At 43.8% G+C, this 14,738-nt stretch carries 11 protein-coding genes; 7 read left to right on the forward strand and 4 right to left on the reverse strand.

The genetic code is table 11. The annotated features are described in order from the left end of the window. The first annotated feature begins 12 nt into the window (after positions 1-12). Positions 13-1,632 (forward strand): methyl-accepting chemotaxis protein, encoded by a 1,620-nt coding sequence (locus AB4503_RS12075; RefSeq protein ID WP_372114798.1) that lies wholly within the window; start codon positions 13-15, stop codon positions 1,630-1,632. 196 nt (positions 1,633-1,828) lie between these two features. Here the strand turns inward: AB4503_RS12075 and AB4503_RS12080 are convergent, their stop codons facing one another. Together AB4503_RS12080 and AB4503_RS12085 are read right to left on the reverse strand one after the other, a co-directional pair. Then, positions 1,829-2,716, reverse strand: a complete 888-nt coding sequence (locus AB4503_RS12080) for a mechanosensitive ion channel family protein (RefSeq protein ID WP_004733762.1) — start codon at positions 2,714-2,716, stop codon at positions 1,829-1,831. A gap of 1 nt (position 2,717) precedes the next feature. After that, complete coding sequence (locus AB4503_RS12085) at positions 2,718-5,063, reverse strand: ATP-binding protein (protein ID WP_372114800.1); 2,346 nt, start codon at positions 5,061-5,063, stop codon at positions 2,718-2,720. Between the two features lie 462 nt (positions 5,064-5,525). Here AB4503_RS12085 and AB4503_RS12090 point away from each other — a divergent pair, with 462 nt between their 5' ends. Further along, positions 5,526-7,109, forward strand: a complete 1,584-nt coding sequence (locus AB4503_RS12090; RefSeq protein ID WP_009846736.1) for an ABC-F family ATPase — start codon at positions 5,526-5,528, stop codon at positions 7,107-7,109. A gap of 140 nt (positions 7,110-7,249) precedes the next feature. Here AB4503_RS12090 and AB4503_RS12095 read toward each other — a convergent pair whose 3' ends face one another. Both AB4503_RS12095 and AB4503_RS12100 read right to left on the reverse strand, forming a co-directional pair. Next, positions 7,250-9,151: a methyl-accepting chemotaxis protein gene (locus AB4503_RS12095; RefSeq protein ID WP_372114802.1), complete on the reverse strand. Its 1,902-nt coding sequence runs from the start codon at positions 9,149-9,151 to the stop codon at positions 7,250-7,252. Between the two features lie 280 nt (positions 9,152-9,431). Further along, on the reverse strand, positions 9,432-10,256 hold the full coding sequence (locus tag AB4503_RS12100; RefSeq protein WP_017063873.1) for a formate dehydrogenase accessory sulfurtransferase FdhD: 825 nt from the start codon (positions 10,254-10,256) through the stop codon (positions 9,432-9,434). A 455-nt stretch (positions 10,257-10,711) separates the two neighbouring features. Between AB4503_RS12100 and AB4503_RS12105 the strand changes: the two genes are divergently transcribed. The 5 genes from AB4503_RS12105 to AB4503_RS12125 all read left to right on the forward strand — a co-directional run bounded on the left by AB4503_RS12105 (position 10,712) and on the right by AB4503_RS12125 (position 14,732). Beyond that, positions 10,712-11,173, forward strand: a complete 462-nt coding sequence (locus AB4503_RS12105) for a DUF3305 domain-containing protein (protein ID WP_017059618.1) — start codon at positions 10,712-10,714, stop codon at positions 11,171-11,173. Further along, positions 11,163-11,846: a DUF3306 domain-containing protein gene (locus tag AB4503_RS12110; protein ID WP_229647976.1), complete on the forward strand. Its 684-nt coding sequence runs from the start codon at positions 11,163-11,165 to the stop codon at positions 11,844-11,846. Before AB4503_RS12105 ends, AB4503_RS12110 begins: the two co-directional genes overlap by 11 nt. Positions 11,847-12,145: 299 nt before the next feature. Next, on the forward strand, positions 12,146-13,807 hold the full coding sequence (locus tag AB4503_RS12115) for a 4Fe-4S dicluster domain-containing protein (protein ID WP_372114806.1): 1,662 nt from the start codon (positions 12,146-12,148) through the stop codon (positions 13,805-13,807). Positions 13,808-13,816: 9 nt separating this feature from the next. Next, positions 13,817-14,455, forward strand: coding sequence for a molecular chaperone (locus AB4503_RS12120; protein ID WP_372114808.1), 639 nt, complete (start codon positions 13,817-13,819; stop codon positions 14,453-14,455). Between the two features lie 76 nt (positions 14,456-14,531). Then, positions 14,532-14,732: a twin-arginine translocation signal domain-containing protein gene (locus AB4503_RS12125; protein ID WP_004733728.1), complete on the forward strand. Its 201-nt coding sequence runs from the start codon at positions 14,532-14,534 to the stop codon at positions 14,730-14,732. Positions 14,733-14,738 lie beyond the last annotated feature (6 nt).

The following is a 14,738-nucleotide window of genomic DNA, read 5'->3' on the forward strand; positions in this document are numbered from 1 at the left end:
AGTCAGTCAGCTATGAAATTAAGTAATCTATCTATTAAATCAAAACTTATCTCCATCGTCATTTTATCGGTTGTTCTATTGGTAATGGCGTCATCTTTCAACCTAATGCAACAACGTGAAAGCTCAATGCAAGAGCGCCAAGATAAACTCAGTGCTCAAGTCGAAACCGCGGTCAGCTTAGCGAGCTACTATTACAGCCAACGTAACGTACTCGGTGAAGAAGTAGCAAAGAAACAAGCACTGCAAGCGATTGAAACGCTTCGTTACGACACCACCAATTATTTCTGGATCTTAAACCAACAACTCAACGTTGTTATCCATCCATTAAAACCTGAACTCAATGGCAAGAACGCAGGTAACTTTCAAGATGGTGCAGGTAAACACCACTGGCGTGAGATGGTCAACATTTCACGTACCCCAGAGGAGAAAGGGTTTCTTGATTATCAATGGATGAGCCCGCAAGGTGAACTCAAAGACAAGATCTCATATGTACAGCTATTCCCTGAGTGGAATTGGATTGTTGGCTCGGGAATCTTAGTTGCGGATATTCAAGATGCTTTCTATGCACTAGCGCTCAAAGAAGGACTGGTCGCGGTTGTATTATCAGGCCTGTTATTTGCTATGGGCTACGCGATTTCTAACAATATCCTTGTGCCACTTAACAAGCTTATCGACAACACCCATAAGATTGCCGATGGGGATCTTCGTGTACGCATGAACATGACACGCAAAGATGAACTGGGCGATATGAGTAATCAAATTGATACCATGCTCAACAAGTTACAAAGCACGCTTCGTACAGCGAATGAATCAGCAGGTTTATCCAGCAATATGGCGAGTCACATTGCACAGGCCAGTGAAGAGGCTGCGACCAGTGTTAACTCACAGCATGCACAGCTTGAGTTGCTATCGACAGCGATGACAGAAATGAGTGCCACCATTTCTGATGTCGCTGTTAATGCTGAAAATACTGCCGCAAGCACCAATAAGGTTGTCGAGCACGCAAATCAGAACGACCAGAACATGCAAGTAACGTCTAAAACCATATCTCAAGTTTCAGAAAATATTTCGACGGCGAACGATCTCGTCAGAGACTTACAATCTGGTGTCACAGAGATAAGCCAAGTGGTGAGCGTGATACGTGATGTCTCTGAGCAAACGAACTTGTTAGCACTTAATGCGGCAATAGAAGCAGCCCGAGCAGGTGAGCAAGGAAGAGGGTTCGCGGTAGTCGCAGATGAAGTACGTAACCTCGCAAGCCGCACTCAAAACTCAACCAATGAAGTTCAATCGACGATTGAAAAACTGACTCAGCAAGCCGAGCGTACCTTTAAAGCAATGCAAAGCAGCAATGAGAAAGTCGATCACAGTGTTGTCGCGTCTAACGAAACTCGCCAACAACTCGATGTGATTGTAAATGAACTGCACAACGCTAACGACATGGTCGCGCAGATCGCCGCAGCCTCAGAGCAACAAAGCACGGTAGCAACCGAAATGAGTGAAAGTGTCACTGGGATTCATCTGGCGGCTAACGAAGTACTGCAAGCTTCACAGTCGTTAGCTGAGGATAGCCAGAAAATGGCCAACACTACAGAACACCTTACTGATCAGTTAAAGTACTTTAAGGTTTAACCGCAAAGGCTTTTCATACCGGGCTATGCCAGTCACAGGTTTCTTATCTTCAAGAGATGAATCCGAGAAGCCCATAAAAAAACACCTCCGCACTTGAGACAAGTTCGGAGGTGTTTTTGTTTGTAGATGACTGGATTGTTAACTTGCTCAACAAAAGAAGAGCGTTAAGAAAAAGAAGCGCGTTAAGCCAATCTTGTTAATGTGCAGTCACTGAAATCTTCGGAGGGTTGATATTGTGTTTTCTAAACTCTTTCATCACACGCAAGGTAATATCGGTTTCAAACAGCTTCTCATACGCCGTGTCGACCACATAGGCCTTACAAGTTAACTGTATCGCTAAGTAATTATCCGTAATCGTCTGTTTGACTAGAACCGTAACAGGCTTCGGCAAGTGGATGTAACGACTTGAAGACGCCGCTTCTTGAATCAAGTCACGGGCTAGGGTGATGTCTTCATTCATACCGACATAAAATGGAATCACCACCTGCATATCCAGCGCGCCATAGTTACCACTGGTCGTTACTTCGTTTAAGAACTTGTTGTTCGGGATCGTGATAATGTCGTCGTTCAGGGTTCTCATTCGAACAGAACGCAAACCAATGGTAATGATGTCGCCATAGTTACCTTCGAACGTGACGCGGTCACCAACTTGAAAAGGTCTATCAATCATCACCGTGATACCAGCAATGAATGACGCAGCCAAGTCTTTAAGCGCAAAGCCGACCGACACGGCGAGGGTACCACCAATCAAAGCCAGTATTTGATCGTTGATTCGAAAACTCATCATGAACACAATAAGGCCGGTGCTCACGTAAATAAAGAACTGAGTAAATGACTGCAGTTTCTGTAGCAGCATTCGATATTGCACGAACTGACTACCAAAACTGGTCACCAACGAATTGATGAACTTAAGTAACAACCACATTGCGGCAATAACGATCATGGAGAAGAACACACCGCTCCAACGCACCAAACTCGCAATCTTTGAGATGTTTTCTACGTTAGCTAACTCTTCCGTCGCAAAGGTCGGGAAACTGACAGCACTTGCCAAGCCAACAAATAGTAGGATAAATAACTTCTTCATTTTACTTCACCAGTAGATGTTGACGGTCGAGAACGTTTGTAATGTGGCGGAACCAGTGCTCAGAAATTCGAGCCTTTTCTTCATGCCAACCAATATAACCACGGCTTTCAAAATAACGTAGAATCCCGGTTATCTCTGCAATGCTCAGCTGAGTACATTCAGACAACACTTCCGGAGAAGCTATTTCCAATTGCACGATAGAACGAAGTACAGCCAACATAGGTTTCGGCATGTTCTCGAGTTCCTGCGCTTCAGGAACATGGAACAAACGTACCACGGCTTGATCTGTCTCTTTATTGCGGTTCAAAGAGAGCCTAAAGAATCGCAGCGCAACGGTAGGGTTGCCATCAGAGTAGTGCCACAAGATTCGATAGAAGCCTTGGCGTGCGCGTTCTTCTTCACTCATGTCATCTTGATCCCACTGCTTAGGGACAACTAAACCATCAAACGATAACGGCTTTTCAAGTTCGGTATTGATACGGCTATTTAGAAGCTCACCGACTTGTTTTTCTGTCCAACGTGGTAGGAAACACACCAAATCAAACAGCAGACGCTCACCACGCGCTCTATCAACAAATCGCCAGCTCGACTTAGCAATCGAAATCACGATACGGTGGTTCTTTTTAGAGCGACGCAGTAGGTTGGTTAAACGGATCAAATCAGACAGGCCGCCAACCATTGGTTTAACCAATCGCTGTGCATTGTCGATCGCAATCAAGTACGTGGTCTTGCTTTTACGAAGGTGTGCCAAGATCTGAATCTCAGTCGCTTTTTCTTCCAAGCCGATGCTCACCGCTAGATGCGCTAACAGCTCTTGATAACCAGCGTAAGGGCAACTTACGTAGACAGGTTCAGCGTTAGAGACTTTGTGCAGCAGTGTATAAAGCAGCGTTGTTGCGCCCACACCACGTTCACCTGAAACAATACAGATAGCAGGGCTGTCTGACATCAAGTAGCGAGACAGTTGCTTAACCTCATCACCGGCGTAATCAATCAGCGTGCTGTCGATATTACCCGGAAGAATGTATTCATAGGTTTGATCGCCTTTGATTCGAACCAAGTTTTGCTGATTCTTGTCAAGGTCAGACTGCTTAGCCACTTCAATTCTAAACAGGTACGCCAAAGCTTGGCTAAACAGTGTGTAATTAGACAGTAAGGCCATGATGCGGTGTTGGAAGTTGTAAACACTCAACCATACGATGCCAATGGCCGTCGCCAATATATTAAGTAAGAAGGTATCCTTGCGGTTTACTGCCCAGTTCACCCATACCGGACGATCAGAGATGTGTTGCAGCGTATCGAAGACTTTCGCACGCCATAATCTAAGCACTGAAATGGTAACCAGTACAAACCAGAAAAATAGGGCGCTGTAGATCCAGCTATAGATAGTGCCTTTGCCTAGCGTGATACTCGATATTTGCAAAGTCACACCCGCAACAATGAAGCTCCAAACATAACGGCGAATGGTCGATAGGCGCAGCGCAATCACTTCTTGATTAGATGTGCGGCCCAAACGATACGCAAATTCCAAAATAAAGCTGATAGCAATCGAACCACCTAGAATCCACCAAGTGAAGATCTCAAGGAAAATCAGGTGTTGCAGGCTAGGGATGCTGGAGAGCACTCTTAGAGAAAGCGTAATCGCAATTAACCAAGCAATCGCACGATCAGCGCGGCTGATGTACCAGATCACACGTACTAAAAATGGAGGGTTCGTTTTCGCTTCAAGAAAATTAATTCTGAACAACTCAATCAAACGAGTGCTATTGGCAAGCCACCACGCTAAACCAAAATAGATAAACAACACTTTTAACGATGCACCAATCACAGGCACTGGCGAAATAAAGATGTCTTTAACGAGCGCTTTAAAGCTACGAATTTGGAAGTAAACAAGATACTCAATGTTGAGCTTGGTTAATTCCCACTCTTGCTTAAATTGAGTTACGCCGTAGGGGCCAAAACCCGTTAGGCGCTCTTTATTAGCGGAATTCGTCTGCTCTAACAGGTGTTGCTTGCTCACATTCAAGCTATTCAAAGTGACGTAACTGGTTTGAACGGCAAACCATTGATCGGCGTCGTTGTTCGCTCTGTAGGCTTTTATCTGTTGCTCGAAGGTTTTGATTTCCTGCTTTTGAACTTGTAGCACTTCAGCGAGCAATATATTGACTTGGCGTCTGTCCGACGGTTCCATAAAGAGGGGGTCGGGTAACGAATCAATTCGATCATCGAGATCAACAGCAGAATCGGATACCTGCGGCTGAGATTGTAAGTCATATTCCAAGTTGGCATGACTAGGCCAAGAGAGAATGGCCAAAGTGAGGATTAAGAAGCGCGATAGTGAACGCATAAAAGTCTCTTAGAATTATGAGGTTAGGATTACTATAGTTAGATAATCTGACTTTGTGAAATCCAACCCCGTGTCGGGGGCGAGTACTTTATTCCTGTTTCGAGCGATTTTGTCATGAAATTGTCAGGGATTAGGCTAGTATTTGAGCATCTTTATTATGTCTTCTGTTGCGTTGATCGGGTTGGCTTTTACTGTGACCAATCAGCATACGATATATTCAATGGTTGGCATGATTTGGGACGTTATATACCGCCCATTATGGTGCGCTGTTCGATATTTTGTTTTTCCTTAAAATCGACGGTTTTACGGCGATAAATAGAAAACCAAAAATGTGAGTCAGTTCAAACTATGATTTGGCTAGGTTATCACTCACTTAATGGCCAGTAATTGCAATCAATACTTGCAGTTAAAGCCCTGAACAAGTAACGTTGCGGCGTTTTTCACATTAAAAAGGTAATGGCATTGATCTCCACAGCAAATATCACCCAACAATTCGGCGCTAAGCCACTTTTCGAAAATATTTCAGTTAAGTTCGGCGAAGGCAACCGCTACGGTTTAATCGGCGCGAATGGCTGTGGTAAATCGACGTTCATGAAGATCCTATCTGGTGAACTTGAGCCAAGTGCTGGTAACGTAAGCTACGATCCAAACGAGCGCGTTGCTAAGCTAAACCAAGACCAGTTTGCTTACGAAGAATTCACGGTAATCGACACGGTTATCATGGGTCACAAAGAGCTTTGGGCTATTAAGCAAGAGCGTGACCGCATTTACTCTTTGCCAGAAATGAGCGAAGAAGACGGCATGAAAGTGGCTGACCTTGAAGTTCAGTTCGCTGAAATGGACGGTTACATGGCAGAAGCTAAAGCTGGTGAGCTTCTTCTAGCGGTGGGTATTGAAGAATCAATGCACTTCGGTCTGATGAGCGAAGTAGCACCGGGTTGGAAACTTCGTGTTCTATTGTCTCAAGTACTGTTTGCAGACCCGCATATCATGCTTCTTGACGAACCAACGAACAACCTGGACATGGACACCATCAAGTGGTTGGAAGACACGCTAAACCAACGTAACTGCACAATGATCATCATTTCGCACGACCGTCACTTCCTAAACTCTGTTTGTACACACATGGCTGACCTTGATTACGGCGAACTTCGTCTATTCCCAGGTAACTACGATGAGTACATGACGGCTGCGACTCAAGCTCGTGAGCGTCTACTGTCTGACAACGCTAAGAAGAAAGCACAAATTGCTGAACTTCAAACGTTCGTATCTCGTTTCTCTGCTAACGCATCTAAAGCGAAGCAAGCAACGTCACGTGCTAAGCAGATCGATAAGATCCAACTAGACGAAGTTAAAGCGTCTAGCCGTCAAAACCCATTCATCCGTTTCGAACAGTCTAAAGAGCTATTCCGTAACGCACTTGTGGTTGAAAACCTATCTCAAGGTTTTGAAGAAGACCTATACAACAAGTTCGACGGTATTTTCGAAGTAGGTGAGCGTGTTGCTATCATCGGTGAGAACGGTGTGGGTAAAACAACACTACTTAACACACTAGCTGGCGCTCTTGAGCCTCGCACAGGTGAGTACAAGTGGTCTGAAAACTCAAACATCGGTTACTACGCTCAAGATCACGCACACGATTTCGAGACAGACATGAACTTGTTTGATTGGATGAGCCAATGGCGCCAAGAAGGCGAAGACGAGCAAGTTGTTCGTGGCTTCCTAGGTCGTATGCTATTTGGTCAAGACGACATTAAGAAATCTGTAAAGGTTATCTCTGGTGGTGAGCAAGGTCGTATGCTTCTTGGTAAGATCATGATGCATAAACCAAACATCCTGCTAATGGATGAGCCAACAAACCACATGGATATGGAATCTATCGAAGCGCTTAACTTGGCTCTTGAGAACTACAAAGGCACATTGTTCTTCGTATCTCACGACCGTGTATTCGTAGACTCGCTTGCAACTCGTATCCTTGAAATCAAAGATGGCAAGATCAACGATTTCCGCGGTACTTACGCTGAGTTCTTGAAAGCACGCGGCTAATACCGTATAGCAAGAGCTAATACGTAATAACACGTTAGTACGTATTCAAAATTAGAAAGGCCTCTATCTTAGCAATCAGATAGAGGCCTTTTGTTTTTCCATACCGCATAAATCAACTAGCTTGCGTTAATCACTAATCGCTAGTACTTAAATTGCGCCACAATCTTCTCTAGCTTCACACTCACACTCGAGACTTGTTCACTGCAACGCACTGATCCAGAAACCACGGTATAAGTATCACTGGCAAGGTGAGCGATATCTGTAATGTTTCGGTCAATCTCAACGGAAACCATCGATTGCTCTTCGGACGCTGTTGAGATCTGACTGTTTAAGTCGAACATCTCGCCAACTTGGAAGTGTATTCCTTCTATCGCATTCACCACGTCTTTGGTTTGGCTTTTCACCAGCTCAGTTTGTTCTAAGCTCGCTGTCATCTTAGCGACAGTCTTGTCTATCCCAGTGGTTAAACCATGAATCGTTGATTCTATTTGATGGGTTGAATCGTTAGTCATTAACGAAAGCTCTCGCACTTCCGAGGCAACCACAGCGAAACCTCGTCCATGATCGCCAGCACGCGCTGCTTCAATCGCAGCATTAAGCGCCAATAGGTTAGTTTGCTCAGCAATACCTTGAATAGTCGTCACCACCTGATTGATTTCACGACTCTGTTCTTCGAGCTGAACGATGAGATCCTGAGACTCTGCAATGTTTTCTACCAAGACATTAATACTGTCGTTTGTTGATTGTGTCTTTTGCAGCGCTTGATGGGCATTTTCTTTGATCTTCTCGGCATTGGTTGCGGCATTTTCGATGTTCGCCGTCACCTCATTACTCGTCATCACTAACTCGTTAACTGCCGTCGCTACCGATTCAGATTGCTGCTTTTGTTTCTCTGCATTGCTCATGCTTTTGACTGCCGCTTCTTCAGAGCTGCATGAACTGTCTGTCAGCACCGTCATCACGCCGGATAGCTCTTTGATGTTACCGTGCAGTTTATCGATGAAGGTATCGAACGAGCGGGCAAGTTGAGCGAGCTCGTCGTTACCTTTGGCGTTCATTCTGACGGTTAAGTCTCCATCTCCATTTGCAATAGACTCCATCATCACGTTTATCGCTTTGATACGACCCAGGATGTTGCGACCGATGAACACCAATAACAGAGAAAGTAGAGCGACGATAGCGGCACCAAACAGATGTAACATGTTTTGTGTGTTTCTAACTGCCGCTGTAATCGCTTGGCTTATCTCATTCTGCACTTCTTCAATGGCTTGTTCCGTTTTATGGACATTGCTACGTAAGGCGCCTCTAAGCCCCAACTCTGCAGACAAACCTAGATTGCTGTTAGCAACCAACAGAGTTTCAACCGCAGCCTTATATTCGGAATAGGCTTGTTCAGTCGCAATCGAGGTTTGGGAGTAGGGTTCAAACTCAACAAGAGCAGTGGTTAACGCCGCATTCGTTTGGCTATTAATATGTGCGAGGTAATGGAAGTCTTTTTCGATCAGTTCTAACAACGCAAGTTCCAGTGCCAAACTTGATTCTGATTCTGATTCTGATTCGATTGCTGATTTTAGCGCTGTTCTTTTTCCATCAAGAGCTGCTACAAAACCCAAAGGTGGGGTTGTACGTTCAATGTCGTTCACTTGATTGACGATCTGGTGGAACTGTTTCTGGTACTGATGAAGAGTATCGGAGATCTTGGTCATTTGATCGGTCAGGTGAAGTTCGTGCGAGGTTAGGGTTTGGTTCAACGTTACCAATCTTTGATTCAATGTGGCGGCGGTTTTATCGAAACGCTCTGCGTATTTTTGATCGTGGCGAGACAAGAAGTCTTTCTCATGTCGCCTAAGCGTTAATAAATCGACTGAGCTTCTGAGGTTTTCGGTTGCAGCGATCTCCAATGATTCCAATTTGTCTAAGCTGAACTGCTCGTAGATGGCATAGATAAAAACAGAAATAAACAGGGTGAGGTTGATTAAAATAAACTTACTGCGAATAGAAAGAGACAGCGGTCTACGCTGAGGTTCCGATTGATTACTCATGGTTAATTCCCTTTAAGCCGGTGACGTTGATATTCATCTTTAACTTTTATTAATAGATTCATTAAATTGATGAATATGTAACTAATAGCTTATTGGAGTGTTAAATCAAGATTTGCTTTAGGAAAAGCTAATTTAAGACATGATACGTGTAGGTTTAGATGGTCTGAAGCGTGAAACCTGTATCGGGGACGAATTGGAATGGAAACTTAAGGATATAAAAAAGGTGCAGCTGATACTGCACCCGTTTAACAAATTAACTAAGCACGAGTTAACTTTACGTTTACTGCTCGCCTTTGACGTCAAAATCTATCTTGTCTGCACCTGTAAAGACTTGGAAGCGCAAGCCTTTAGCACGAGCAATCGTTGTTATGCCGAACTTCTGCGCTAAATCTAAGCCCATTTGTGTAACGCCAGAGCGTGACAGTAGAACAGGGATTCCCATCTGCGCAACCTTAATCACCATCTCAGACGTTAAACGGCCTGTGGTGTAGAAGATCTTATCTTCACCTGTCTCTTTGTTAAGCCACATCTCACCAGCCAATGTATCAACGGCATTGTGTCGGCCAACATCTTCAACAAACGATAGAACCTTGTCGTCTTTGCAAACAGCACAGCCATGAACCGCACCCGCTTTCTTGTAGGTGTCGTTATAATGAGTCAGCGCTTCTAGAGCCGTATAGATTTCAGATTGCTTAATCTTGGTTTGAGGCACTTGGTAATCTTCCAATTGCTTCATCACGTTGCCATACATGGTACCTTGGCCACAGCCAGAGGTAACTGTCTTCTTCTTAAGCGCTTGCTCAAGTTGGCTCGTATCTTCTTTGGTGATAACCGCTGCTGAGCTGGTTTCCCAGTCGATGATGATTGATTCAACGGCTTCTGGATCAGAAAGGAAGCTTTGGTTTTTCAAATAACCCAAGACTAATGCTTCCGGGCGTGAACCCAATGTCATTAGAGTTACGATCTCTTTCCAGTTCAACATAACGGTAAGAGGGCGCTCGCACGCAATTTGTTTCGTTAGCTTTTCGCCATATTCATCAAACACTTCAACTTCGATGGTCTGAAGTGGGTTTTCACTGGTTTTTATTATGTTTGGTTTTACCACAGTCATTTCCTACTTAATGAGATAGCGATTTTATGAGATAAGAAGTCAACAAGAGCAATAAGGCTCTCATTCATTAATGCGCTAGTTTGTTGATTCGCTATGGCCTAGATTTCGATTATCGTTCTCGAACATGCCATAGATCTGTGAATACATAGCTCTGTGAAGAACATTAGCGAATTAGCTAAAGCAAATCTTATTCCAAAATAACGGGGATTGATGGAAACATGAAGCATTAGATTAAAATAGCGCAAAATATGAGAGTTCACCGGGTGGAGTTGTCTGAAATAACCAGTATCGACTAACGTTATAGTGACAACTTGATAACGAACGCTATAGATACGCTCTCGCAGTTAATCCGTATTGGCGTGTTTATTGCTTTATGGGGTGTATATGAATGCACACAGTACAAAATGTCCTAAGTGCATTCAGACCAAAGAAAATCAATTGGGTGAAGTATGTCTGAGATAAAAGAATTCAAAGAACAATATGAAAAAACAGAAGCAGCTTGGCCAATCGGTGTCCAAAGAATAGAGAAAGAGATCAAAACTGGCATTTGGGTAACAACTCAATGGGAACTCATCGGTTTTGAATTATCACCTGAACATGAAACCCCAGACGTATGTTTGCTTCAGTTGCACAAAGACGAACGTACCGACTACCGCTTCAATCTAAGCTCTCAACAACCTAAGCTATTCTTAGTTATGGATAATGTTGACTCCGGTAAACCTATTATTCAATTACTGACAGCATCACAAACAGTCGCAGGCCAATACATGGACGGAGATAACCAAGTATTGTCTTACGACATGCCATTGCCTGTACAAGCTTGGATGGAAGCATTCATCGGTCGTCATGGCGAGTTATTAGAAGCAAGACGTAAGAAACGTAAAGGCGCGGGTCGATCAAATGGCAACTAACTTTTTTAGCCGTTGGTCTCAACGAAAGCTTGATGAATCAACCGACCAACCTTTAGAAGCGCAACAAACGCTTGAGGAAACTGAGCTTACTTCCACTGAGGCTTCGTCTGCTGCTTCATCTATAGACGCAGAAACATCGGAGTCACTAGAACGTGGAACTTTGGAAAAAGAGTCTCCAGAACACGCTGTCGATTCTCAAACTATTGACTCTCAGGAGATAGCATCAGAAACGACTGAAGACTTGTCTGTTGCTCAATTATTGGTGTCAGAAGCTTCAGAAAGCGTAAAAAAAGCGGCATTGCGTAAATTATTCCTCTCAGAAGAATTCAACGTTCGTGATGGTTTAGATGATTACGACGACGATTACAGTAATTTGAAGTCTCTTTCTGAAGGGGTTGCGGAAACCTTGCGTGATTGGGTTAAAGACAAAACGGAAGAAGAAACTGCGCCAGAAGAAGAGCAAATCATTGATAATAAAGACGAAGGTGAAGTTTTAGAAAATTCTGAAAGCGATCTTGAGGTATCTGATAATAAACTTGAAACGTCAGAAAGTGCCGAAATAACCGAACAAGAAAAAGAACTGTATAAAAAAACAGTATCGGATAATAACGCTACAATGTCAGACGAAGCAGACCTGAAAGAGGTGGGACAAAATATACCACACAAAGAATAGGTACATTTTGACTAAACACTCAATGAACCGCTTGCGACAAAATGTCCCAAGCGGTTTTTTTATACGCACAATAAACGTTATATAGGATTAAATCACTGAAATATAAGGCATATTAAATTGGCATGGCATTTGCAAAATAACGTTCATTATCAACTTTTTTGTAGATAGACGAGTTCACGGTCTGACGAACGACACACTGGCTAAAGGGTTAGTTGTTAACGGATTACTCAGCAAGTTCTCTCTCGCTTACTACAATAAAGGTTGAACAGATTATCCATGTCCAAAGATGGAACTGAGCAATGCTTAAACAATTATTAGAACAAGCAAATTCAAATAACGCTAAAGCAAGACTGTATGCATTTGAAAATACAGTTGAGTTAACAAATCTGATTCCACCTACTGTTAGCTACGAAAGCGGCGGTAATACACTTGTTATTGGTCCAACTGCGATCATTGAAAGTGCTGCGGCTCAATTACCTCAATTGACGAGCCTAACCTTATTGTCAACAGATGGCGAAAAGGGCACAAACCCAGAACTGTACTTCGCGAATTCGGTTCAAGTATCCGGTTTCCTTGGCACGTTTGAAGTTGTGATCGAAAACAAAGGCACATCAAGCAATCTAGCGAAAGTCGCGATTAATCACGATTGTTTCGATGTTGTTTTAGACCTATGTCTGAATAGCTGCATGACAGAAGAAGTACCTGTACCGGGTTATTACCCAGTAGGTCGTGGCTATCCAAAACTTGCTGAAGCACTGGAAGAGATTCCAACGCTTATGGGCACATTTGATAAGCCTAAGTTCTTCCGTCTCGACACTGACCTTTGCGCGCACAGTTCTCGTGGCGTAAAAGGCTGTGAGCGTTGTGTAGATGCTTGTCCTGCTGGCGCACTATCAAGTGAAGGCTCTGATAAGACGGGTCACAAGATCGAGATTAACCCTTACCTATGTCAAGGCGTGGGTACTTGTGCAACGAGCTGTCCGACAGAAGCTATCTCTTACGCATTACCTAACCCTGACGATACTCAAAAATTCATTGAACGTACGCTAGCTAACTACGAGCAAGCGGGTGGTCTGGATCCCATAGTGCTTATCTGTAGCTCACGTCATGAGACTTACAACGTGATGGCTCTTAAAGCGCTACCAGATAACGTGATTCCAATTGTCGTAGAAGAACTGCCATCTATTGGTATCGATACTTGGTTTGCAGCTTTAGTTAATGGCGCAACTCAGGTTCTGTTTGCCGCATCTCGCTTTATGCCAGAAACGATCATTCGTGTTCTAAATAACGAAGTAGGGATTGCTCAAGAACTACTAGATCAAATCGGTATTCCAAAAGAAACCATCGATATTCTGTACTTAGAATCTCTACGTGAATGTCCTCCAACACTTTGTGTGGATTCATTCGACCTTGCACTTGGCGATCTTCAAGGCAACAAGCGCCAACGTCTATTTACAGCACTTGATGCGATGTCTTCAGCTCGTATTCCTGTTGAAAATATTGTTGAGCTTCCGTCAAACGCACCTTACGGCAACGTTTCGTGTGATAGCAAAGATTGTACGTTATGTATGAGCTGTGTGGCTGTGTGTCCGACACGTGCACTTCATACCGACGGGGCTTCTCCATCACTTAAATTTGTAGAACAAGACTGTATTCAATGTGGCTTGTGTGAAAAGGCATGTCCTGAAAATGTTCTGACTCTTACGCCTCGTATGAACTGGGTAAAAGAAGAACGTCAAAAAGCAGTTGTGATTCATGAAGAGAAAGCTGCGGAATGTGTACGTTGCCATAAACCATTCGCACCTCAGTCTATGATTGACATGTTACAGAACAAGTTACGCGGTCACTCTCACTTTTCAGATGAAGCAGCGATTAATCGTATTGCTATGTGTGAAGACTGCCGTGTGGTGGATATGTTCGATTCAATGGCTCAAGACCCATTGAAACAATTGAAATACTAGGAGTTAGCCTTGGAAACGAATTTGGATCAGGCACAAGAACAGACACTAAGAACTGAGATCTATTTGGTTCTATCCGCACTGTTTCGCAGCGCACCTTCTGAAGAGGTGATCGACTTTCTAAAAACACTCGATATTGAAGCGTCTGAAAGCGCAATGCAAAAGGCTTGGATTGCCATTCAACAAGCGGCAACAGAATCAAACCGTGAAGCTCTTGAAGACGAATATCAAGATTTGTTCATCGGTATTGGGCGTGGAGAAGTCGTTCCATTTGGTTCTTGGCATCGCACTGGCGCCATGATGGAAAAACCATTGGCAGAGATTCGTCATGACTTAGAGCTTTTAGGCATTGAGCGTGACGATCAAGTGAAAGAGCCGGAAGATCATATCGCAGCACTGTGTGAAGTGATGGCGATGCTAACGGCTGAAGAAGAAGTACTGCAACAGGCGGTATTCAATAAGCACCTTGGCCCTTGGTTTAACTCTTTCACGCGTCAGCTTGAAGGGGCAGAAAGCGCGAACTTCTACAAATCGGCCGCTCAACTGTGTGAAGCATTCTTAACGTTAGAACAAGTGCGTTTTAGCGTGAATACAAAAAGCAGTAAGCACAAATTAAAGATTGATGTGAAAAACGTCACTGATTACGAGTAATCGAGCAGTACGCGATTATATCGATAGAGGGGCATTAAGCCTCCAAAAAGATCTACCGCAAGGTAAGGAAGCAATGATGAAAGATAATAAAGAAATAAACACAAGCCGTAGGGACTTACTCAAAGGCTTAACAACTGCAGCCGTAGCGGGTGCCGTTGTCGCTGGAACAACGAAAGTGGCAACTGCTTCAGAAACGGTTGAAATGCCGAAAGAAGACATGAAGAAGACGGGCTATCGTGAAACGCAACACATTCGCGATTACTACGACACGCTTTAGGAGATA

Source organism: Vibrio sp. 10N.222.55.B11 (assembly GCF_041473705.1).
GTDB lineage: Bacteria > Pseudomonadota > Gammaproteobacteria > Enterobacterales > Vibrionaceae > Vibrio > Vibrio crassostreae_C.